This is a genomic window from Algoriphagus confluentis (assembly GCF_036245625.1).
GTDB classification, from domain to species: Bacteria; Bacteroidota; Bacteroidia; order Cytophagales; family Cyclobacteriaceae; genus Algoriphagus; species Algoriphagus confluentis.
Genome location: NZ_BTPD01000002.1, coordinates 312766 through 335790 on the forward strand (window position 1 = coordinate 312766; position 23025 = coordinate 335790).

Below are 23025 nucleotides of genomic sequence, written 5' to 3' on the forward strand. Positions count from 1 at the left end.
TCAGAATGGGGCGATTTGACTTTATTATTTACCATTCTTAGGATGATAATGATCCTTGCCTTGCCTTAAAAATTGATCATTTTGAGGTGAAGTAGAAATCTGACCTCAACGTTGAGGTCAAAAAGTAGTGCTTACATTAAAAATTCAAAAAATTAAGGCCAAATAAGGGTATAGACCTTGCTTTTAAGGCCAGTTTACTTATCTTACATTAAAATTTCAAGATTTTAATGTAAGATCAGCGCTACCGAATCAATCCCGACCGGACTATTCCCTGGAATAACCTCCCTAAACTTCCAATAGACTCCAATTTCTACAGAGATTTAGATGTATTTGAAGGTTTGGGAAGGGCCAAGGCAGCTCTGGGTAAACTCCAAGGGCGGAGCATTGCGATTCCTAATCAAGGGATTTTGGTGAATACAATCAGTTTGCAGGAAGCCAAGGCCTCAAGTGAGATCGAACATATTTTTACCACAGATGATGACCTGTATAAGGCCTTTAGTGACGAGGCTTCCCAGCTAAATGGACCAGCGAAGGAAGTTTTGCGCTATCTCGAGTCCATTTGGTCGGGACAAGAGTATTTGGCTGAAAAAGGCAAATTCGATTTGGGTTATTTCGAATTGGTCTATCGTACGACTACACAGTACACGGACGGCTTGAGAAAACCCTTTGCCCAAACGTACATCCGACAGGGCGGTTCGGGACCCAATGCGGGCAAACCCATTTACACACCTCCTCGGGGGGAGGGAATCTTGGAAAATCTGATGGACAATTTGATTCATTTCGTCAATGACTTTCAGAAACCCGAGATCGATCCTTTGATCAAAGTGGCCATTGCGCATTTGCAGTTTGAGGCGATTCACCCCTTTCGGGATGGAAATGGGCGGACAGGCAGGATTTTCAACATCCATTACTTGGTCCACAGCGGGCTTTTAGATCTGCCGATTCTGTACCTGAGTAAATATATTCTCAGAGAAAAGGAGCAGTACTACACCAATCTCGCGGGGGTCACTCAGCGTGCGGCTTGGAAGGACTGGTTCCTATTTATGTTCCGAGGGATAGAAGAGACGGCTCAGGACACCTTTCACAAGATCACCGATATCCTCAATGCCAAGGAGGCAATCCTCCACGTCTTGGAGAAGGAGACTAGCATCGCCCGACCGGAGTCACTTTTAGAAGCGATTTTCACCCAACCCTTCACCAAAGTGAGGCATTTGGTGGACAAAAAGCGCTATGCCGAAAACACCGCCAGGCAGTACTTAAATCAATTGGTCGAGTTGGGCGTATGCGAAAAGCGAAGAATCAGCGGAGGCGATTATTATCTAAATCTGGAATTGTATCGGATTTTGGGGAGTTGATTAAAATTCACCGCAGACGAGGAGAAAATAAATGAAAACCTTTGCGTTTCTTCGTGTTCTTAGTGGTTCACATTTTTACCTCACCTCAAATACCGCTGACTCCCAAGGCCCAAAGTCCAAGTCGATCTCTGCCCCAGTGTCAGTCACTCGCAGCTTGGTCTTCTTTTTCCCAAACATCACTTCCTGAATATCTCGATTTCCAACTTCCAGATTCCAAGCTTTCAGCAGCTCCGGGGAAAGTTTGAGCGTTGTTTTCACCGATTTGAATTCGTCGAAGTTGGTCACTACGATCAGCTTCTGACTTTTATCCCAGCGGGCAAAAGCGAAGGCTTTGTTTGTATAGGCTGGGTTTTGAGATCGGTTGAAAGAATAAAGCTCCAGGTATTCTCCCATCAGTGCGGAGCTGTTTCGGGTAAAGTTAAGCACTTCGGAGTAGTGGCTGCACAGACTTTTTTATTTTCTAAATTTCGACCACTGCACTGTACTCAAAATATCAAAACTGCTAAACTTCGACAAAAATTGGTCAAAATAGAAAAACAAAAAGATATCCATTATTGTAATTTAGATAAAGATGTTTTTCGTTAGTTTTATAAAAATTAAATCGAATGAAAAAATTAATTTTCTTTTGCCTACCATTTTTCGTTGCATTAGAAGGTGTCTCCCAGAGCTGCGGAGACGATGGATTTTGGAAAATTGGTAGCCAATTTGGTACCCAACGACTTTCCTCCAATTGTGGAGATTTTATTTGCCATGGATTTGCAGCAGCCTATTGGGAAGAAGGGTTTATACAAGGAACTTCCTTGAATTCAACTATTCCTGGAATCGTAAACGTAAAAACTCAATATACTCAATCGGGGGGTGGTCCCACAGAAACATACTTTCGGGATTCTCCACTCTATGTGCAAGTTTGTGGTCAAAGCCTCTCAAATGTAGATGTAGTAACTCAGGTATATGGGTCAAGTCCTGGTTTTCATTCATTGGTTAGAGATCGAAATACCATTTTCAACCCTAAATTTATTTCAAAGTACGGTACTGAAAGTCCGGTAATCAGGCATGACTTCAATTCTACCTGGTATGAACTCAATAATGCCAGCAAAACTGAACCTGACAAACATTATGTTTATTTAGGGAAATTAAAAACATAGTACTACGTTCCAAAAGGTCAAATCAAATCTATTTCATTACCCTCAAAGCCAGGTGCTACCTATTCTTGGTCCATAATAGGGAGTCCCGGAATAGTATCGTTTACCTCGGGCACTAATGCAGCTTCTGTATCCCTTAGGGGCGATTCCTTTGGTACTACACAGGTTAAAGTCACCGTTTCTGGTTGCTCAGGAATTCCCCCAAAAGAACAGATAATTACGATTATTGTCCCTGCGGTAACCATATCGGGAACCTATACCACGTCCAACTCAACGAATCACACGTTGGGAAATGGAAATCAGGTACCTTCTGGAAATGTATCTACCTATCTATCTATGACAGGGATAAATAATTTTGTTTGGGAGAGATACCAAGGAATTCTTCCTTTTTGGGCACATACCAATCAGATGCATTTCACAATGTAATCTGGTAACTACGTTTCATTTCGAATATATGCGCGCAGCTCCGGCAATGATACCTTGGCTGTGAGAAATGTGACCTATTACAATTATGGTAACTTTAGTCTTTACCCTAATCCGAGTAGTTCTATCATCAGCATCAAGAGCGATTATAATGGCCATATGGATTTGGAGATCATTCCACTATATAAGAGCAGTAAAATTCTTGAATTTAAGATCACTGCTGATGAAAAAGTGGATATCCAGGATCTTCCAAAGGGAGATTACCTTGTCAGAGTAAAAATAGGTGAGGATGTGGTTTTGGAATCTAGATTGATAAAAAATGAATAAAATTTCTTTGCTTCTGGGACTTTGTTGTTTTATGAGTATTTCCTGTTTTTCTCAACAGAAATTTCTAAATAAGCTTGAACTGGGAATTCAACTAGGCGCAAGCATTCCAATTGGAACATTTTCCAAATCAGTCGTGGAGCCCTCTTTAGATCAAAACTTCAATCCTGAAAATCAATATCGGGAGTTTAGAGGATTTGTGAAGCAAGAGGGAGGGCAGGCACAACTAGGAAGTAATTTAGGAGTCACTTTGGCATACGCTATTTCTCCTTCCTTTTATTTTTCTTTAAACTATTCAAGATTTACAAACCCAATAGATGTCAGTCCGCAGGAAAACTATTTTGCAGCTAATTTGCAGAACAGGACAGACTTCTTTGGGAATGAGTATCAAATTTTCGGTTCACTCGAATCAGATCATTATCAAGCTAATGGCTGGTATTCCGGATTTGGCTATCGCAAAGCCATAGGCACTTGGGCCTTCTTTGGAGAGGGATATTTAGGAGTAAATTAATTAGTTTTCCCATTTTATACTTGGAAATTTGACTCTCCAGGTCCAACCACAATTTTGCGCCCAGGTCCTTACGTAGAAAGCCCCGTCCCGGATAAGTTACCCGCATTTCTCTACGGAATGGGTCTTGGACTGGAAAAATCCATATCGGAAAGAATCGGCGTGAGCCTTAAATTTAAATACTTAGCATCAAACCACAGTCATGAGTACTGGACCGCCCTAGTGGGGTCACGGAATTTTGAAATTGAAGATCAGATCAATTTTAGAGTAATTACCGCATCAGTGGGAGTGGCCTTTAAGTTAGCAGAATGAAAAAATTATTCTTTTCAATACTCCTTGTTTTCATCAACCATATTGGTTCCTTCGGTCAAGAAAAGTTTTTCGAAAAAATCGAATTCGGTTTTTCCAGTGGACTGGCTGTACCGGTTGGTCATTTTAAGGAAATTTCTGTCGCTCCATCTTTAGAACCTGTCCCACCGGGCTCTAATCCGGAGAGATTTCAGGGATTTCTCAAAAATGAAGGAGGCCAAGCACAACTGGGCTACAGTCTGGGACTAAATCTAACTTATCATCTCACTTCTTCGGTTTTTATAAGCCTAAATTATCTTAATACCCAGCATTCCATAGATACCCGTCCACAACAAATCTATTACGATGCCAATTTTAAATCCGAAATTGATTTAAATGGAGTGCCATTTGAAGTTCCGGGAAGATTGGAAAGCGACACTTATCGCGCTGATATTTTTTATTTGGGAATAGGGTATCGTTTGCCTATTCATCGCCTGGAGGTTCGATTTACTGGCTTGGCAGGGATAAATAACCTGGAGTTTCCTTTTTATTCTTGGACCTATCAGATTTCAGAGACGACAGCCATTCCACTCAGGCCATTTCCTGTAGATGGACCAGTGCCGACTAGCTTACGGGAATTTGCTTATGGACTCGAAACCAAAGTAGCCTACTCGCTGTCTAAAAAGTTCAATATGAACCTTTCAGCCACCTATCTTCGTTCTGACCATCCTCATGACTATTGGACCAGTTTGCTGGCAGCATCTATTGCTTATAAAATTCAAGATGAAATTCGATATAGAAATCTTGCGGTTCAATTTGGGATTTCTTATCGGTTTGGAGGTGAGTGAAAAGTGAAAAATCAGCGGAGGGGACTTTTATCTAATTCTGGAATTGTATCGAATTTTAGGGAGTTAAAAAGCATATTACTTTGAACCGGTATTATTTCAATTCTGAAAGACCTGCAATTTTTCCCAAGGAGATATCGAACCTGTTGACGTATCAAAAATTAGAGGAGATGTAAATTCTTCAAGAAAATTAATTTTATTATTTATATAAATAACCCTTTCACTTCGTTCGAAGTCAAATCCAAGTCTGATTTTAAGCATTTTCTTAGATTGTACTTCTTCCAAAACAAACAAGTAGTCAGAATTATTTATATTTTCTTTCAAAAATTCCTCTGCGTCTGAAATACATCCCACGCAACCTAAAGAAGGAATAAGCATAACGAATTTAAAATTTTTAGGGCAAGATTCACAATTAGAAATTATTTTTTTTATTTCATTTTGAGGTTTGTTCACATTTGAGCAAGCTAGACTACACAATAAACTACTCAACAATAGTATAAATTTCAAAAATGATTTCATCTTCATTATCTTGAATTTTATTTATGTAAATATTTTTATCCAATGAAAAGATTAAGCCTTCATTGTGTTTGTCTGAAAGGATAAATTGGCCTTTAAATGTTCCTGAATCCAAATCTGAAATAATTATAGATTTAGGCTTTAATTCATTAAATTTTATCGGCTCATTTTTTTTAATATTGTATTTAGGTGTGTAAAAAATTCTAAGTAAATATCTGTCAATTGGCTCTATCAATATGTACCCGTAATTGTAATTCGTATAATAGTAGTATTGGCGCGTATTAACATTTTCCAGATCGGATGGAGAAGATGGTTCTATAGAAAAATCCAAGATTGGCTTTACTTCTAACGAATCCAATTTCTCGGTTTTTATGTCAAATAAATAAACCCAATCGTATGCGGAAAAACCATGGTATATTTTCTGGTTCTTTTTATCAAACCCATTATAATACAAACCTAGTTCGGGAGAATAGGAACTACGATAAATTTGAGGATAATTCAAATACTCAAGTGATTGATTTTCCGTGAATGGGTTTTTCAAATCAAAAACAAAAACAAGAGGAGAATTCTCTATTCCTTCCGAATTAAAAATAGCAACTTGTGTTGAAACAATAACTTTTGAATTACTGTAAACTACATTTTCATTTCCAATAGGCAAAGAAGACCCGATTGGGGTATTAATTTTCATGGTTCTCAAAATTTCACTTTGACCATTGATTAGCCATAATGAAGTTTTAGTTGTAGAGGATATGAAAATTGAATCAAGGTTGTGGATATAAAAATCAGAAACTTTTCCAAAAAAATTTTCATCCAAAGTTTTCTTTTGAATTAAATCGCCTGAATTAAAGTCATAAAACTGCAATTCGTTTTTTGGGGCATTTAATAACACAAAGATTACCTTATCTCCATCATCAAAAATTTGGATATCTTGAGGAATGTTTGTAGTTATAGAATCAATTTTAAATATTTTTTCCCCAATTTTATTCAATTTCGCTCCTTTATTTTCAAGATTTTTTTCCTTGTAAGCGCACTGAATAAAAAATAGAAAAATAAGGAATAAAGAATATTTCCTTAGACTATTAGTAGCCATAGAGTATTGAATGATACGGAGGGTTTTATCAGATAAATGCAGAGTTGATTGGTGGATTCATATCAACTCTGCATTACTTTTTTGGATTAAGCAAACATTTAGCCTAGTTCTTCATCACTGGGTGGTTTGCAATCTGCCGTTTTTCCAACCGCATTTCCACAAGAAGCGGGTGCACCATTCACATAAATGCAAAGTCCCTTATTTCCAGCTGGGCAGTTACTTCCTACACTTTTTGAAGTGGTAAAAAAGAAAACTCCCATCACAAAAAAGGATGCTAAAAGGATGTTTTTGAGTTTTGACATATTTTGTTGATTAATTTGAACAATTCAAAAATAAAAATAATATATGTTAATGAATGTTAATGAATTTGTTATTGGGTTGACACTAATTACTTGAAAAAGGCATGTTCGAGGCTTGGACCGATATTTTATTCTTTTAGACTTAAATAATTTATTTTTCGTTTTAATCTAGATTCCCATTGGCAGCCCTTATTGAATGGATTACCTTTTCGTCTTGGGGAGATAATTATTCAATAAAAATCTATGTCTTTTTCTGCGAAAATCTGCGGGAAACAATCACCTCACCTCAAACACCGCCGACTCCCAAGGTCCAAAATCCAAGTCAATTTCAGCCCCTTCATCAGTGACCCGAAGCATAGTCTTCTTCTTTCCAAACATCACTTCTTTGATCTCCCGTTCGCCTGGTCCTAAATTCCATTCCTTGAGCAATTCCGGAGAAAGTTTAAGCGTTGTTTTCACCGATTTGAATTCGTCGAAGTTGGTCACTACGATCAGCTTCTGGTTCTCATCCCATCGGGCAAAAGCGAAGGCTTTGTTGGTATAGGCTGGGTTTTGGGATCGGTTGAAGGAATGCAATTCCATATACTCTCCCATCAGCGCCGAGTTGTTTCGGGTGAAGTTGAGCACCTCAGCATAGTAGTTGCGCAAGGCTTTTTCATTTTCAGTTAGCTGGCCTCCATCAAACTTCCCTCCGTTCATCCACTTCTGATGCTGCGGTACCCCGATGTAGTCAAAAATGGAGGTTCTACTTGGATCACCAAAGCCTGCATCTTCTGCTCCCGGCTCACCCACTTCCTGCCCGAAATAGATCATGGTAGGAGAAGTGGAAACGGTTGCTGACACGACCATGGCAGGCATGGCTTTCCAGGGATTTCCGGCAAACTCAGGACTGGCGATGCGCTGCTCGTCATGGTTTTCAAGGAAGTGAAGCATGTGATGCTCAATATCTTTCAATCCTTCCAAAATCTGCACCAAATTATCCGTCGAACCATGACCCTGCATGATATGCTTCAAGGTGTCATAGAGCTCCACCTTGTCGTAGAGGTAATCCATTTTTCCCTTGTGGATGTAGTCTCGGTACAGGTTTGGGTTATATACTTCGGCCAGAAGAAATGCTTCCGGATTGGTCTTTTTGATATGGGAATTCAGGTAGGACCAAAACTCCACCGGCACCATCTCGGCCATGTCGAAGCGGAATCCGTCCACGCCTTTGCCAAGCCAAAACTGAGTAATGTCTTTAAATTTTTTCCAGGAATCCGGCACGTCTTTGCCCTGCCAAAAGTCATAATGTGCCTTCCAATCCAAGGAGTCCGCACCCGCTGGCAACTCATCAAAATCCTTTTTCCCATCGGGACTTAGCCCATAATTGATCTTGACTGTCTCGTACCAATCGTAAAAATCAGGTTGCGCCAAACGAGAACCGTTGCCTGTCCATTTCGCTGGCTTTTCTTCAAATCTCCCATCGGCCAGCGGATGCTTTTCTCCCCCGAGAGGCTTGTATCCATTTTTTGCCGCAGGCACGACAAAATCCTGACCTGGAATGTAGTAGAAGTTGTTGTTTTTGGAGTATTCTACTGTTTTGTCATCGTCTGCCCCAAAGTCCCGAACTCCGGCAGGGTTGTTTTTTCCTACATAATGACGCGACACGTGGTTGGGCACAATGTCGATGATCACTTTCATGGCGTGCTTGTGCGTTCGGGCGATCAGCGCCTCAAACTCCTCCATCCGCTTGGTCACATCCACCGCCAAGTCGGGATTGACTTGGTAGTAATCCCGAACGGCATAGGGTGAACCTGCGCGGCCTTTGATGATATCCGGATCGTCTGAGCTCACACCGATTTCCGGAAAATCCCCGATCACGCCATGATGCGGGACTCCCGTGTACCAGATATGGGACACCCCAAGCTTTTTGATCTCTTCCAAAGCGGTATCTGTGAAGTCGTTGAACTTCCCGACCCCGTTTTCTTCTTTGGTTCCCCAAGGTTTGTTGGTGGTGTTTGTATTGCCAAAAAGGCGGGTAAAAACCTGATAAACGATGATTTTCTGGGGTTTCATAGGTTCGGGTTCTTGGGGTTGGGGAGCTTGGCAGGAAAGGGCTGCTGCTACCAAAACCGCCGGGATTAAAAATTTCTTCATCAGGTTATCGGGTCAATCGGTACAGTAAAATCGTATTTCTTTTGATCAGATCGGGGAATTGCTTCATGTTGATGGTCTCTCCAGGAGCGTGGGCACCGCGACCTGAAGCCCCCAAACCATCCAAGCCGGGGAGAATCTCGGCCACATAGGCAATATCAGCCGCGCCCCGGCTTCCCGGATCGCCTGGCTTCACTTCACCCAATCCCATATCCAAACTTACTTGATTCAGGATTGCTGCCAATTCGTAGTTTTCTTCCCGAGGACTCATGGAAGGTATCCCATCCCGAAAGGTAATTTCTGCATCCGTTTGGTGGAGGTTTTTGGCGACGATTTCACGCATTTTGGCTCTTGCCGCTTCCTTTTGGGCCTCTCCCAAAAAGCGCAGATCTCCGGTCACGTAAGCTTCTCTTGCCACGATATTGGTTTTGCCCAAGGCTTCCCCTTTTCCTGTTTTCGAATCGTAGGAAATATCCGAACCCCCTATAAACTGGCCAGGATTGAAGGTCAGGTACTTTTCTTCCGAAAGGGCTTCGCGAAACTCATTCAGAATTCTGGCGGCTTCGTAGATCGCTCCGTAGCCGGCATTTTGGCCAAAAACTCCACTGGAATGGCTTTGCCGGCCGGTAGTTTTCAAAGTCCAGCCGCTGGAACCTCTCCGGGCAACTGTGACAGAATTGAATCCCTGAGCAGTCTCATATCCCAAAGCGATATCGTGGGATTTGGATCGCTCGATAAAGTCTTTTCTGGAGAGCTCATTGTCCCCCGAACTCTCCTCATCTCCCATAAAGTAAACGGTGACAGTTCGGTCATCCAGCATTCCGAGTTCATGCAGGGCTTTCAGGCTGGCAAAAACCAACACATCACCGCCTTTCATGTCATTGGCGCCCTGTCCGGTGGCGGTGCTGTCATTCAGCCAAGTGAAAGGAGTGAAGGGCATGTCTTTTTCAAAAACCGTATCAATATGCCCGATCAGAAAGAGTTTTTTGCCTTTATTTCCTTTTCGTGTGGCGACAAAATGACCTGCCCGATTCACTTTCTCGGGCACTTCCACCCACTCGGTTTGAAAGCCGATTTTTTCGAATTCCCGGGCGAAAACACGTCCTACTTCCCGCACGCCTTCTTTGTTCAGCGAACCGGAATTGATATTGATGACTTCCTCGAGGAGAGCGACCGTTTCGTGGTAGTTTTTGTCGATCAGTTCGATGAGTTTTTGCTCGTCAGCATTGAGTTTTTGCTGCGCAAAAGAGAAAAGCGGTCCAAAGGCCAGAATGAGGATCAGGGTGATTTTTTTCATGGGTGGAAAATAGCCGAAAAAATTACTGGGGGCAAGGTTCGGTTTTTTTTATCCTAGGATATTGGATATAAAATCAGATACAGATCGTGCCTGCCTGACGGTCAGGCAGGCCTTTGGCACTCTTTAAAAACATAAAATTGATTATAAACCCAGAATTCAATTCTGGGCTATCACTGACCAGTTGAAAAGCACCAAAGGTGCGTTCCGTGCCAGCCCCAAATTCAATTTTGGGATAAATGATCCAGTATATTATTTAGAGCCCCGAAGGGGCGATCTGTAATGAATAAATCCTCATTCTCATTCAATCCCAAACATATTTTTCATCAAATTCAATATGATATTCCTCCAAAAACCTCCTGTATTCGGTTTGGAAATCTATTTTTTGATGATGTTTCTGTTGATTTTGGATATATTTTTTGACCGTATCCAATTTGGATTGGCTGACAGAAAATGCACCATAACCCTTTTGCCATTCGAAATGGTGATGGATTAGTTCCTTGTATTTTATGGAACTGGAGATTTTGACGTTTTTCACCAAATCGGCAATAGTGATTGTTCTTGGAAGTGTACAAAGCCAGTGAATATGGTCTGGCATAATGAAAATTTCTTCAGTAAAACTGCCCAAATTGGCTCCAACTTTCACAAAATAGGCTTGGGCCTTTGCCCTGATTTCTTCAGATATCATCGGGATTCGATTCTTGGTGGAAAAAACGATGTGGAGGTAGATTTTGGCTAGGGACTGTAGCATGTCACCAAAAATTTTATGTTTTGAAAAATGAATATAGATCGCCCCGTTGGGGCTCTTAAAATAAACATTTAATCCTAATACCCAGAATTGAATTCTGGGCTTTCATAGAGCGTGCCTTTGGCTCTTTTTCAAAATTGGCCAGTTTCAAAAAAGCACCAAAGTTGCGTTCAGTAATGGCCCCAAATTCAATTTGGGGTAACAGATAGGGATTTATTCCCAAGAGCCCTGAGAGTGCGACCTGTTATGTCCTAGATTTTTTAATCAAACCCATCAGAATTTGACATGAATCAAAAGTCAATTCCTTTCCAATCTTAAAATTTGTTTTTTTACCTACTTTCGATTTAAACCATGTCCTTTTGACTTCGTTAATTGATGACAATCACCAAATATTTTAATTATGAAAACCCTATTTGCGAGTCTTTTTCTTCTTTTTGTTACTACTCTAACTCTTCATGCTCAAAATGCCGATGCAATTTTAGGTGTCTGGAACAACACCGAAAAAGACGGCAGAATTGAGATTTATAAAGAAAATGGAAAGTATTTTGGCCGGATCAGTTGGCTGAAAGAGCCTACAGAAAATGGGAAGCCAAAATTGGATAAAAATAACGCAGACAAGTCGCTTCGAGACCAACCGATTTTGGGATTGAAAATCCTAAAGGGTTTTGTTTACGACGACGGTACTTGGGAGGATGGGACGATATATGATCCGAAAAATGGAAAGACTTATTCCTGTGTTATGAATTTGAAAAGCCCTGATGTACTTGAAGTGAGAGGTTATATCGGGGTTTCGATGTTCGGTAGAACAGTGGAGTGGACTAGACAAAATTGATCTCATTCAGAATTTTTGATTTTTCAATACTTTCCCCAGAAAAAAATGGCTAAACTTAGGTTTGATAAACCTATTGTAAATGGCCAATTTTAACATCGACGCTGACAAAAACCTGACTTATGATGCCATTGTCATCGGTTCGGGAATCAGCGGTGGCTGGGCTGCAAAAGAACTTTGCGAAGCCGGGCTCAAAACCCTAGTCCTTGAGCGGGGACGCATCGTTGAGCACGTGGTAGACTATCCTACTATGACGTTTGACCCTTGGGAGCATGAACTCCGTGGAGGACTTACACCTGAGCAAAAAGCCAAACACCCTAAAGGTGGACGTTCGGGCTTTATCGGAGCTTTCAATGAGCACTTTCATGCCAATGATCTCGAAAACCCTTATACCGAAGTCAAACCCTTTATGTGGGTTCGAGCTCATCAGATGGGTGGACGATCCTTACTTTGGGGCAAACAAACCTATAGATGGTCGGATTTGGATTTTGAAGCCAATGCCAAGGACGGTCATGGTGTTGATTGGCCCATACGCTATAAAGACATCGCTCCTTGGTATACCCATGTGGAGAAATTTGCCGGAATTAGTGGGGAAGCGATAGGACTTCCCCAATTGCCAGATTCTCACTTTTTACCTCCGATGGAATTGAACTGTGTAGAAAAACACGTCAAGGAACGAATTGAAAAGGATTTCAATGGAAGAAACCTGATTATTGGGCGGGTAGCCCATCTGACTGAGCCTTTGAACGGCAGAGGGAAGTGCCAGTTCCGTAATCGTTGCGATCGGGGCTGCCCTTATGGCGCCTATTTTTCAAGTAATGCGGTTACTCTCCCAGCGGCTAATGCAACAGGTAACCTAACCATTCGGCCTTTTTCCATTGTGCAGTCGGTCGTTTATGATGAGCAAAAAGGAAAAGCTTCAGGTGTAAGAATCATTGATGCGGAAACAAGCGAGGAGATTGTATACAAGGCTAAAATCATTTTTGTCAATGCCTCTACCTTAAGCACCACCCAGATTTTGATGAATTCTACTTCTAATCGTTTTCCAAATGGCTTGGGAAATGACTCTGGTGAACTCGGTCACAACTTGATGGATCATACCTATCGGGTCGGTGCTATGGGGACGGTGGAGGGTTTCGAAGACCAATATTACAAAGGCCGCAGACCCAACGGAATCTATATTCCCCGCTATGTCAATCTGAAAGATGGTCCACAGTCCGACAAGTTTGTGCGAGGATTTGGTTTCCAAGGTGGTGGAGGTAGAGCCGGTTGGGGAGCAGGAAGCAATCAGGAGGCTTTTGGAGGAGATTTCAAAGACGGCTTAATGAAACCTGGTCCTTGGGAGTTTTTCATAACCGGATTTTCAGAATGTCTTCCCTATCATGAAAATCAAGTCTATCTCAACAAAGATGTCTTGGATAAATGGGGGCAGCCTACGCTATCCATCGATGCAGAATGGAAAGCCAATGAATTGGCTCTCAATGATCAGGCCCGTCAGGATGCCAAGGAAATGCTAGAGCGCGCAGGATTGAAAGATGTGATGGAATTTGACAACAAGCACGAAATGGGCTATGGAATTCACGAAATGGGTACCGCTCGAATGGGTAGGGATTCCAAAACCTCCATTTTGAATGGGAACAATCAAGTGCATGGCTGCGCTAATGTTTATGTTACCGATGGGGCTTGCATGACTTCTTCCTCCTGTGTCAATCCATCTTTAACCTACATGGCATTGACCGCTCGGGCTGCCAATCATGCCGTATCTGAACTCAAAAAACTCAATCTCTAAGCCATGAACAGACGCGACGCACTAAAAAAATCAGCTTTGGCATTGGGAGCAGCAGCTGGAGCACCTACCTTGATTAGCCTACTTCATGCTTGTGCCAAAACAGATCGATTGACTTGGACTCCTCAATTTTTGAGTGAAGATCAAGCCAGATTTATATCTTCATTTGTGGATTTCCTTTTACCAAAAACCGAAACACCGGGAGGATTAGATGTGAAGGCAGATGTGTTCATAGATCTGATGTATGCTAAAACTTATGATGAGGCAGGGCAAAATCAGGTTGTTGCGGACATTGAAAAATTCAATGCTGATTGCAAGGCAAAATATGGTAAAGTCTTCGCCGAGCTTTCAGCAGAAGACAAAGCAAACTGCTTCAAGGAGCACGAGGCCAATTCTCCAAAATTCCCGAAAACTGTTTGGGGAGGTGCGGTAGGGCCTCGTGAACCGGTGGGATTTTACCGGGGATTGAAATCGACTGTACTTTGGGCTTATTTCAGTTCGGAAGAGATTGGTAAAAATGTCCTGAGCTATGATCCAATTCCCGGAGAATACCGAGGATGTATGCCACTCTCTGAGGTGGGGAATACTTGGAGCTTGTAAACTAGTGAGGGAAGTTATCTGCGCAAATCTCACAGCTCATCTCTATTCAAAGAGATCATCAAACCTGTATTTGGACTGATCTGTGAGTTTTTTATCCAATCTCCTCAAAATGTGGAGAAATTCCACACCTTAATATTTCCAAATCCCCCAAAATCGCTCAAAAACTCCCTTGGCACATGAATTGAACTTTTTCGTTCAGAATTGTTTGTTTCACTTTTAACTAATGAAATCATGAAAACCAACACTAAGTTAAAAATCGAAGGTTCTTGGAAAGAAATTAAAGGTAAGCTTAAGCAAAAGTATGCCGAACTCACCGAAGATGACCTGATGTATGAAGAGGGGCAGACCGATGAGCTTTTGGGGAGATTGCAGCGGAAACTCGGCCGTTCAATCGACGAAATCAAGGAAGAAATCAACCGACTATAAACTCAACCCATTTTCTAAACTTATAAAAATATGAAAACGAAGCTAATAGTACTTTCTGGCATTGCCCTTCTTGGGCTATCCGCACTATCCTGTGAATCCAAATCTGATCAGCAGGAAAAAGAAGTGGTAGAAATTAACCTAGAGTTTGAAGATGAACGAAGTGAGTTACGTGCTGAACTTCGTGAACTGGAAGCAGAAATCGATATGAAAATCCAAGAACTGGAGGCCAAAAAAGCCGAAGCAACTGCGGAAGCCAAGGCCGAAATTGAGGAAATGGAAAACGAGCTCCAGGAAGAGAAATCCGATGTAGGTAAAGCATTGAAAGACATCGAAACTGCCACAGAAAATACATGGCAGGATGTAAAGACTGCTGTGAACAATACCACTCGTGACATAGAAAACGAATGGAAGAAGTTTAAAATTAACGTGGAAGAAACGTTTGAGAAAGAAAAATCTTAACGACTTCTATTTCTCTAAAACTTAAGGCCAGTTCGGGTGCGACTGGCCTTTTTTTTCAAAATACCAAAAGGGAGTTCCCGGAAGGAATGTGATATACAGGTAATCCCGGCATATGCTGGTTCAACCAATTTTTAACAAATTCGGAACCGCCCTCCTCGCTTGCAGAGTGGCCAATCTCAATCATGGAAAGCTTCATGCCGATCTCATTGGCAGCCCGGACATATTCGGGGGTTTCCCATTCGTTGGACTCGCCGCAGACTAACACATCCGGGCGGTGCTCCATGATCTGAGTGATTTGGAGTCGGCCCCCCACAGCCCCGGGAAGAAGGAGGACTTTTTCGCATGACTGATTCAAATCTCCTACGTAGCGCATCGCTGGCACTCCCAGTTTAGTTTTGATGTGATTGATCAATCCGCGAAGGTCTGTTTTGGGAATGTTCAGAATCCGGCTACCCGGTGTGTAGTAGGCATTCCAGCCCAGATCTCCGACTACGCCAACTCTCACTCCATCATCGGTCATTCGGTGTACATAGTCGTGATTTCTCCACAGCGTGATTCCGTTTTTCTCCATCAAATCATATTTGGCACGGAATACCGGGTCCTCCTGCAGATAATCCGTCTCATCCTGCCCGGAGAAAAAAGTGGGTTCGTGGGGAATTATCAGGTTGGCTTTCAGCTCGATGGCTTGGTGGATGATTTCCATGGTGGTAAACATGGTCGTCACTACTCCGGTCACTACCGTGTCTCTGGAACCTACCTTGATCGTGTCCACAGTTTGGGCAAAAGGAGCATTGGGCACCTGTGCAATGAAGGTGTCCATAATCTCTCCCACGGTCCAGTTTTTTTGGGCAGAAAATGAAAATGCATCCAAAGGATTAGCCAGCACACCAGATCCAATCAGAGCTCCGGTGGTTTGGATAAAATTTCTTCTGTTCATGTTTTTGGGAATGTAGGTTCGGTTAAAAGTAAAAAAAAGCTGTAAGCGAGTTCGCCCACAGCTGTATTATTCTAAATAAAGGGTTTAATCAATTTTCACATTGGTAAACCAAATGAATCGATTGCCATCCTGACCCATATGATCCAAGGCGAAGGTGACAGGACCAAACTGTTGCTCGTTTTCCCAAGTCCAGGTTCTTCCGCTGTCCCCGTTTCCTCTTCGAAAGGTCCACTCGAGGATTTTGTTGTTTTCATCCAAATACAAATCGTAGGCATCTCCCGGAGTATAACCCATACCGGGTGATTTGGATTCTCCTGGGGCATAGACAATGGTCAGCTGGGTGGAATTGGTGCCTTTGATCGGGGTGGAGACATTTTCCTTGGTTTCAAAGGTATAGCCTGTATCCCATGCCAGTTGGAAAGGCATCATTAGCCAGTATTTGTCATTGACAAAGCCCGCGTCGGCAGGAGGTAGGGAATCCGCATCCAGGGAATAGGTGTAGGTCGTATCCGGTCCGGAATAGTATACGGTTCGTTCTTTGATATTCCATTTCCAGTCTCGGGATAGCACATTTACCGAATCCCGCTGCACATTCCAGGTGTAGGCGATGGAGTTGACTTGATCAAAATTTTCGATTCCATAGGCTTTAGCCACTTGAAGAGGCAAGGAATCCGGGGTCTCTTCTTTGGTAGCACAGGAGTACAAAAGAAGGACAGAAAGGAGTAAAGGGAGGAGGTTTTTCATAGGATAAAATTGATTGAAGACTAAACTACAGATAATTAACTAGGTTTGGATACCCAGGATTTCAGTTTTTGATATTCGGAAAGTTGATAGCCAGGACGGATGAGGTACAGAAAATTGTTCAAATGGAGCATGATCCGGAAAAGCGGGGAAGGGAATATTTTCTTCTTGCCCTTGCTGCTTCCATCCAGGATTTTCCGAGCGACAGTTTCGGGAGATTGGATAGGAAAAGCCTTGGGGATGTTCTTTCCTGCGGTTTCAAAAAAACGGGTGGACGTGGAAATGGGGAAGACTAAAGTCAGCCAATCTCCATCTTTTTCTGACCAAAGTCCCCTCGCCCATTGCAAAAGAGCAGATTTGGTAGCACCATAGATGCTATATCCCGGCACTGCCCAAAAGGCAATCGCCGAACAGGTGATCACATGCCTGAATTTTTCACTTGGAAATTGCTTTCTCAATTGGAATCCGAGCTGAATCGGGGAAAACACATTGAGCTGGAAAAGGCTTTCCATATTTTCCCAACCCTGATTCTCCGCCGGTCCATATGCTGCCTTTCCAGCATTGGCAAAGCAAAATTCGACTCCCTCCCAATGGTTGCTTACCCATTCCAGTATCTTTTCATTTCCTTCTTTTTTGCTTAAATCTGCCTCTAAAATTCCTCCGAGTTCTGGAAATTCCTGACGGAGTTGTTCTAAATAGACTGGATTAAAGTCCACGGCAAGGATTTGTCGGGTATGGGGATAAAGCTGACGCAAAAGAGCCAAGCCGATTCCTGAACCCGCGCCGGTGAGAATTATTTTCGCCTGATCAAACGGACTCATCCAAAATGGTAGGTTGAGGGAAATGGATATGAAATGGATTGACCTTCACTGCCAAAAGAGGGCGGATTTCGCGGATATCCGGGAAAAATGCCGGATCAAGTTTCAAGCTTTTTATTTTGGCCAGCTTGCCCCAGCCTTTTCCTTTCGGCAAAGTAAGGAAGGTGTGCTTTTCCCAAAGCTGTCTTAGGTCCATTGGAAGGAGGGAGGTCGTCACAGGAAAAGGGATTCCTCCATGGTCGATAGTCGCAGAAAAGGCCTTTTTCTTTCCAGAGTAAATGGAAATCTGATCCGATCCTTTGCTTTTTTCCCAAGAGAAAGGCACAGTGTTTTTGGGGATTCCCCAATTGGCTCTACCGTTTTGGGTGCTGGCTTCCGAGTCCACGTAGATATGGGTGATCGCTTGCTTTTTGGGCTGTCCAAACTTACCGGGAATGATCAACAGCTCTCTATAGGGTCCTACCGGGGATTTTTGATAGTCTACTAACATCACAAAGCCCAACCCGCCTTTGAATTGGCCTTGGAGATGGGCGGGTAGCCTGCTTTTTTCTTCTACCCAATCCTTGGAGAATTTATAGATCAGGATAATTCCTTCGCCCATCAATTCCCAAGGGGCAGGAACCTTTTTGGAGTTTGCAAAACCTGAGCTATTTACTTGGCTTTCATCCATAGGGTGATGGGCTAATGGAAGTCCATCCTCCGTCTACGACAAGAGTTTGGCCGGTGATATGTCGTGCCGAATCCGAAAGCAAAAAGAAGGCCGCCTCAGCAATATCCGTGGTAGAAGCAGGCCTGCCAATAGGAGTGAGTTTGGACCAGGTGGACGCGTAGTCAGGATCTGAAGTAGTTCTTTCGGTCAGGGTTGCTCCCGGAGCAATGGCATTGACCCGAATGCCCATGGGTGCCAGTTCGAGAACCAGATTCTTGGCTAACATCTCCACGGCGGCTTTGCTCATGGCATAGGCAGCCAGATTTTCATGGCTTTGATGGGCAGTGACCGAAGAGGTGAAAAGGATGGAACCTCCTGATTTCTGCTCCCGCATAACCCGGGCGGCTGCTTGGGTAAGAAAGAAGGTTCCTCCTTGATTGACTCGCATCACTTCTTGGAAATCCTCACGGGAATAGTCTAAAAATCCCCCAAACAGGGTGATCCCAGCATTACAAACCACTTGATCGATTCTTCCAAAATTTCCCCTTGCTAGGGAAATTAACTCCTCTATCACATCTGGATCTGCAGAATCCCCAGAACAACCCAAAACAGAGCCTTTCCCCATTCGGGAAAGGTTGGCCACGGCTTCTTCGGTCAGACTTTTTTCCAAATCATTCAGGATAACCTGACCTCCGTTTTCGACCAGTTTTCGGGCGATTTCCAAGCCGATTCCCTGTCCGGCCCCGGTGATGATGGCTACTTTTGGGTTTTTCATAGTGCGCTGGTATTAGGGCCTTCAAGGGTTGTAAATCCTTGGAGGATGGGTTTCCTCAATTTAATGAGAATCTCTTTTCACCTCCGAACCTGAGCTTCCCTGAAGGAAATCAAAGTCGACCCCTTCGTGAGCCTGATTTACTTTATCCAAGAAAAGGTTGACATAACCTCTTTCGTAAGGAAGCTGGGTGGGTATAAAGTCCTTTCTTCTGGCTTCGAATATCTTCTCGGAAATGAGCAGGTTAAGGCTGCGATTGGGTACATCAAGTTCGATCAAATCTCCGTTTTTGACCAAGGCCAAAGGACCGCCGATAGCAGATTCAGGCGAAACGTGCAGCACCACGGTGCCAAATCCCGTTCCACTCATCCGCCCGTCGGAGATTCTTACCATGTCTTTTACACCCTTTTCGAGGAGCTTTTTGGGCAATCCCATGTTGCCCACTTCCGGCATGCCCGGATAGCCTTTGGGTCCCACGTTTTTCATCACCATCACACAGGTCTCATCAATATCCAATTCCGGATCATCTACCTTGGCTTTATAGTCATCGATATTTTCAAAGACCACAGCCCTTCCTGTATGTTTGAGTAAGCTTGGAGTGGCTGCAGAAGGCTTGAGCACGGCACCATTAGGACAAAGATTTCCTTTGAGCACCGCGATTCCGGACTCCGGTTTGATGGGATTTTCGAGTGTGCCGATCAGGTTGCGGTCCCAGCATTGGGCATTGGAGATATTTTCGCCGATGGTTTTTCCGTTGACTGTCAGGGCATCGGTATGCAGGTGCTTTTGGATTTCCTTCATGACAGCGGGCATGCCTCCTGCGTAGAAGAGGTCCTCCACCCAATGCTCTCCTGAAGGCTGCACATTGGCAATTAGGGGGATTTTTGCGGAGAAATGGTCAAAATCAGTCAGATCCAGTTCCACTCCGATCCGCTTGGCGATAGCCGTGAGATGCAGGATAAAATTGGTGGAGCCTCCGATAGCGGCATTGACCATGATGGAGTTTTCAAAGGCTTTTCGGGTCAGGATTTTGTCCATGGTGAGGTCTTCTTTGACCATCTCCACGATCCGCATTCCCGCCAAATGTGCCAGGACTTTTCGTCTGGAATCTGCCGCTGGAATGGTGGCATTGTCCGGAAGTGCCAACCCGAGGGCCTCTACCATAGCAGCCATGGTGGAGGCGGTACCCATGGGAGCGCAGTGCCCAATGGACCGGGACATGGAGGATTCCACCTCGATCATGTCTTCCTGGGTGAGCTTTCCTACTTTGTAGTCCTCGGCAAATCTCCAGATATCGGAAGTGCCGATCTTTTTCCCCCGGAATCTTCCAATCAGCATTGGGCCTCCGGAAAGGACCAAGGTGGGAAGATTGACAGAGGCAGCGCCCATCACGAGTGAAGGAGTGGTTTTATCGCAGCCGCACATCAGCACGACCCCGTCCATAGGATTGGCGCGGATACTCTCTTCCACATCCATGGAGGCAAGATTGCGGAAAAGCATGGCTGTGGGCTTGATGGAGCACTCGCCGAGGGACATCACCGGGAATTCCAGCGGAAATCCTCCTGCTTCCCAGATTCCTCTTTTCAAGGCTTCGGCCAAATCCCGGAAATGGGCATTGCAGGGCGTGAGTTCGGACCAAGTGTTGCAAATGCCGATGACCGGCTTTTCTCCGGTAAAAAGATGGTGGGGAAGCCCCTGATTTTTCATCCAGGAGCGGTAAATGATTCCGTCTTTACCGGTACGGCCGTACCATTCTTGGCTTCGGAGTTTTTTCTTTGACATTGGTTTTTCGGGTTGAGAGAATTTGGTCAGAAGTTACCAAAAAATCCCAATTCCAGAGAAAAACCTATCTGTTGAAAACTTTTGGCCCTTTATTCTAAGAGGAATCTTTATAATTTATCAGAAATAAATCTTCGGAAAGTGGGTTCACCTCTTCCCGAAGATTTACAAAAAGTGTCCGTTTGAAATAAATTTCCTAGAGCAAGGGAAATGGTTTTGACCTGATTCAACCCGATTGTCAGGAAATCCGCTCAATCTTTGCCCCTAAGGCATTCAATCGCGCATCGATATTCTGATAGCCTCGGTCGATCTGCTCGATATTGTCAATGACAGAGACTCCATTGGCAGACATAGCAGCGATCAGCAGGGCTACTCCAGCACGGATGTCCGGAGAGGTCATGCGTATGCCTCTCAACGGATATTTTCTGTCGAGTCCGATGACGGTGGCTCTGTGTGGATCACAAAGGATAATCTGAGCTCCCATATCGATCAATTTGTCCACGAAGAAGAGACGGGACTCAAACATCTTTTGATGAACCAAGACTGTCCCTTTGGCCTGAGTGGCCGTGACAAGCACAATGGAGAGCAAATCCGGAGTAAACCCCGGCCAAATCTGATCAGCAACAGTCAAAATCGACCCGTCGATGAAGGTTTCGATCTCGTAGTGCTTCTGAGCTGGGATGAAAATATCATCTCCTCTGAACTCCATCTGTATTCCCATCCTGCGGAAGGTGTCGGGAATGATTCCCAATCGGTGAATCTGACAGTCCTTGATCGTAATCTCCGACTGAGTCATGGCTGCCATACCGATGAAGGAGCCGATCTCAATCATATCGGGAAGCATGGTATGTTCCGTTCCTCCAAGCTCCTTTACCCCGTCAATGTGAAGGAGATTGGAACCTACTCCGGTGATTTTTGCGCCCATGCGATTGAGCATGTCACAAAGCTGCTGCAAGTAGGGTTCGCAGGCGGCATTGTAAATGGTGGTTTTCCCTTCGGCCAAGACTGCGGCCATGACGATATTGGCCGTACCGGTGACCGAAGCCTCATCAAGGAGCATATAAGTTCCCTTCAGATTTTTTCCGTCAATATGGAAAATCTCATTTTTGGAATCGTAGTGGAATTTTGCCCCGAGTTTTTGGAAACCGAAGAAGTGGGTGTCCATTCTTCTTCGCCCGATTTTGTCTCCTCCGGGCTTGGAAAGTTTGCCTTTGCCAAATCGGGCCAAGAGTGGTCCCAAAATCATCACCGAACCTCTGAGTGCAGAGGCCTTTTTTAGGAAATCCTCAGTTTCCAGGTAGTCCAGATTGACCTGATCTGCTTGGAACCGGTAGGATTCAGGGCCTAATTTTTCCACTTTTACGCCCATGTCGGAAAGTAGCTCGATGAGCTTATTCACATCCCGAATATTGGGGATTTTGTGAATGGTCACTTTTTCCGGGGTGAGGAGTACAGCGCAAAGAATCTGAAGCGCCTCGTTTTTTGCTCCTTGGGGGATGATTTCACCTTGGAGGCGGGTGCCTCCGGTGACTCTAAAAGATGCCATTTATTATCTGCGTTTTTTGTGACCGTTTCGGTGTTTTTTATTGTGATGCTTCTTCTTGGAGTTATGGGATCCTTCTTCCACATGTGGGATTTTGAAGTCCCTGCGGGTATTGGATTCAAAGAGCGCGTTTTCTCTTACCTTCTCCAAGTCGATATGAAGCTTGCCTCGTGAGAGTGTTTTGATGTCATCAATGATGATGCCATCATCGAAATTGTCCCTGTTCCAAGTGGAGTGAAAGCTCCGCATCAGCTGACCGATATAGATGATGGCATTTTCCTGCTCCTCATCGTTTTCGATTTCGATGGCTTTTTCGATCAGTTTTTCAATGTTTCGGCCGTAATGCTTGAATTTGACCTCTCCACGTGGATAGCCAATGGGAAGGGGCTTTTTGCCAAGCAACTCTTTTTCAGGCTTGGGAAAAGGTCCATCTACATCCAGCTTGAAGTCAGACATGATGTAGAGATCATCCCAAAGTTTCTGATCGTTTTCCAGCTTCATGGATGGGTTGAGCTGCTTGATGATTTCGATGATGGTGTAGGCACTTTGCGTCCTCTTTTCCCTATCCTCGATGCCAGCTACATGATCTACGAGCTGTTGGATGTTATTTCCGTATTCTTTCAAAATAAGATGTTGTTTATCAGGTGGTGTATGCTCCATTTTGCTTCTCGGATTTCCATGTAAAAGGTAAAAAAAATTCACCAAAAGGATTCCGAAGCAG

The 23025-nt window shown here is 43.8% G+C and carries 25 protein-coding genes; 10 read left to right on the plus strand and 15 right to left on the minus strand.

The window, feature by feature from the left end:
* Positions 1-266: 266 nt before the first annotated feature.
* Positions 267-1355: a Fic family protein gene (locus AAA943_RS03990; protein WP_420915590.1), complete on the plus strand. Its 1089-nt coding sequence runs from the start codon at positions 267-269 to the stop codon at positions 1353-1355.
* A 75-nt stretch (positions 1356-1430) separates the two neighbouring features.
* On the opposite strand, the gene AAA943_RS03995 is transcribed toward AAA943_RS03990, so the two are convergent.
* Positions 1431-1781, minus strand: a complete 351-nt coding sequence (locus AAA943_RS03995; RefSeq protein WP_338222963.1) for an alpha amylase C-terminal domain-containing protein — start codon at positions 1779-1781, stop codon at positions 1431-1433.
* A 179-nt stretch (positions 1782-1960) separates the two neighbouring features.
* Here AAA943_RS03995 and AAA943_RS04000 point away from each other — a divergent pair, with 179 nt between their 5' ends.
* The 4 genes from AAA943_RS04000 to AAA943_RS04015 all read left to right on the plus strand — a co-directional run bounded on the left by AAA943_RS04000 (position 1961) and on the right by AAA943_RS04015 (position 4888).
* On the plus strand, positions 1961-2500 hold the full coding sequence (locus tag AAA943_RS04000) for a hypothetical protein (protein WP_338222964.1): 540 nt from the start codon (positions 1961-1963) through the stop codon (positions 2498-2500).
* 492 nt (positions 2501-2992) lie between these two features.
* On the plus strand, positions 2993-3247 hold the full coding sequence (locus tag AAA943_RS04005) for a T9SS type A sorting domain-containing protein (protein ID WP_338222965.1): 255 nt from the start codon (positions 2993-2995) through the stop codon (positions 3245-3247).
* Positions 3240-3755 (plus strand): hypothetical protein, encoded by a 516-nt coding sequence (locus AAA943_RS04010; protein WP_338222966.1) that lies wholly within the window; start codon positions 3240-3242, stop codon positions 3753-3755. The genes AAA943_RS04005 and AAA943_RS04010 overlap by 8 nt, the downstream gene beginning before the upstream one ends.
* Positions 3756-4060: 305 nt before the next feature.
* Positions 4061-4888, plus strand: coding sequence for an outer membrane beta-barrel protein (locus tag AAA943_RS04015; RefSeq protein WP_338222967.1), 828 nt, complete (start codon positions 4061-4063; stop codon positions 4886-4888).
* A 96-nt stretch (positions 4889-4984) separates the two neighbouring features.
* Here AAA943_RS04015 and AAA943_RS04020 read toward each other — a convergent pair whose 3' ends face one another.
* From AAA943_RS04020 to tnpA, 6 genes are all read right to left on the minus strand, one after another.
* Complete coding sequence (locus AAA943_RS04020) at positions 4985-5338, minus strand: hypothetical protein (RefSeq protein ID WP_338222968.1); 354 nt, start codon at positions 5336-5338, stop codon at positions 4985-4987.
* 28 nt (positions 5339-5366) lie between these two features.
* Positions 5367-6491, minus strand: a complete 1125-nt coding sequence (locus tag AAA943_RS04025) for a hypothetical protein (RefSeq protein ID WP_338222969.1) — start codon at positions 6489-6491, stop codon at positions 5367-5369.
* A gap of 98 nt (positions 6492-6589) precedes the next feature.
* Positions 6590-6793 (minus strand): hypothetical protein, encoded by a 204-nt coding sequence (locus AAA943_RS04030; protein WP_338222970.1) that lies wholly within the window; start codon positions 6791-6793, stop codon positions 6590-6592.
* Positions 6794-7066: 273 nt separating this feature from the next.
* Positions 7067-8926: an alpha-amylase family protein gene (locus AAA943_RS04035; RefSeq protein ID WP_338222971.1), complete on the minus strand. Its 1860-nt coding sequence runs from the start codon at positions 8924-8926 to the stop codon at positions 7067-7069.
* 4 nt (positions 8927-8930) lie between these two features.
* Complete coding sequence (locus AAA943_RS04040) at positions 8931-10220, minus strand: M20/M25/M40 family metallo-hydrolase (RefSeq protein ID WP_338222972.1); 1290 nt, start codon at positions 10218-10220, stop codon at positions 8931-8933.
* 301 nt (positions 10221-10521) lie between these two features.
* On the minus strand, positions 10522-10968 hold the full coding sequence (gene tnpA, locus AAA943_RS04045) for an IS200/IS605 family transposase (protein ID WP_338222973.1): 447 nt from the start codon (positions 10966-10968) through the stop codon (positions 10522-10524).
* A 397-nt stretch (positions 10969-11365) separates the two neighbouring features.
* Between tnpA and AAA943_RS04050 the strand changes: the two genes are divergently transcribed.
* From AAA943_RS04050 to AAA943_RS04070, 5 genes are all read left to right on the plus strand, one after another.
* Positions 11366-11797: a DUF2147 domain-containing protein gene (locus tag AAA943_RS04050; RefSeq protein ID WP_338222974.1), complete on the plus strand. Its 432-nt coding sequence runs from the start codon at positions 11366-11368 to the stop codon at positions 11795-11797.
* 79 nt (positions 11798-11876) lie between these two features.
* Positions 11877-13583, plus strand: a complete 1707-nt coding sequence (locus AAA943_RS04055) for a GMC oxidoreductase (protein WP_338222975.1) — start codon at positions 11877-11879, stop codon at positions 13581-13583.
* A 3-nt stretch (positions 13584-13586) separates the two neighbouring features.
* Positions 13587-14180, plus strand: coding sequence for a gluconate 2-dehydrogenase subunit 3 family protein (locus AAA943_RS04060; RefSeq protein ID WP_338222976.1), 594 nt, complete (start codon positions 13587-13589; stop codon positions 14178-14180).
* A 231-nt stretch (positions 14181-14411) separates the two neighbouring features.
* On the plus strand, positions 14412-14606 hold the full coding sequence (locus AAA943_RS04065; protein WP_338222977.1) for a CsbD family protein: 195 nt from the start codon (positions 14412-14414) through the stop codon (positions 14604-14606).
* A 30-nt stretch (positions 14607-14636) separates the two neighbouring features.
* Entirely contained in the window at positions 14637-15065 is a 429-nt protein-coding gene (locus tag AAA943_RS04070) for a sll1863 family stress response protein (RefSeq protein ID WP_338222978.1), read from the plus strand.
* Between the two features lie 55 nt (positions 15066-15120).
* Here the strand turns inward: AAA943_RS04070 and AAA943_RS04075 are convergent, their stop codons facing one another.
* The 8 genes from AAA943_RS04075 to AAA943_RS04110 form a co-directional block, all read right to left on the minus strand.
* Positions 15121-16002, minus strand: coding sequence for a Nif3-like dinuclear metal center hexameric protein (locus AAA943_RS04075; RefSeq protein WP_338222979.1), 882 nt, complete (start codon positions 16000-16002; stop codon positions 15121-15123).
* A gap of 84 nt (positions 16003-16086) precedes the next feature.
* Complete coding sequence (locus tag AAA943_RS04080) at positions 16087-16746, minus strand: hypothetical protein (RefSeq protein WP_338222980.1); 660 nt, start codon at positions 16744-16746, stop codon at positions 16087-16089.
* A 35-nt stretch (positions 16747-16781) separates the two neighbouring features.
* Positions 16782-17564, minus strand: coding sequence for an SDR family NAD(P)-dependent oxidoreductase (locus AAA943_RS04085; protein ID WP_338222981.1), 783 nt, complete (start codon positions 17562-17564; stop codon positions 16782-16784).
* Positions 17551-18231, minus strand: a complete 681-nt coding sequence (locus AAA943_RS04090) for an acetoacetate decarboxylase family protein (RefSeq protein WP_338222982.1) — start codon at positions 18229-18231, stop codon at positions 17551-17553. The genes AAA943_RS04085 and AAA943_RS04090 overlap by 14 nt, the downstream gene beginning before the upstream one ends.
* Positions 18224-18985, minus strand: a complete 762-nt coding sequence (locus AAA943_RS04095) for an SDR family NAD(P)-dependent oxidoreductase (protein WP_338222983.1) — start codon at positions 18983-18985, stop codon at positions 18224-18226. The genes AAA943_RS04090 and AAA943_RS04095 overlap by 8 nt, the downstream gene beginning before the upstream one ends.
* A 60-nt stretch (positions 18986-19045) precedes the next feature.
* Entirely contained in the window at positions 19046-20764 is a 1719-nt protein-coding gene (locus tag AAA943_RS04100; RefSeq protein ID WP_338222984.1) for an IlvD/Edd family dehydratase, read from the minus strand.
* Positions 20765-20999: 235 nt separating this feature from the next.
* A complete protein-coding gene (gene murA, locus AAA943_RS04105; RefSeq protein ID WP_338222985.1) occupies positions 21000-22307 on the minus strand; it encodes a UDP-N-acetylglucosamine 1-carboxyvinyltransferase in 1308 nt (435 codons plus the stop codon).
* Between the two features lie 3 nt (positions 22308-22310).
* Positions 22311-22964, minus strand: coding sequence for a DUF4290 domain-containing protein (locus AAA943_RS04110; protein ID WP_338221033.1), 654 nt, complete (start codon positions 22962-22964; stop codon positions 22311-22313).
* Between the last annotated feature and the right edge of the window lie 61 nt (positions 22965-23025).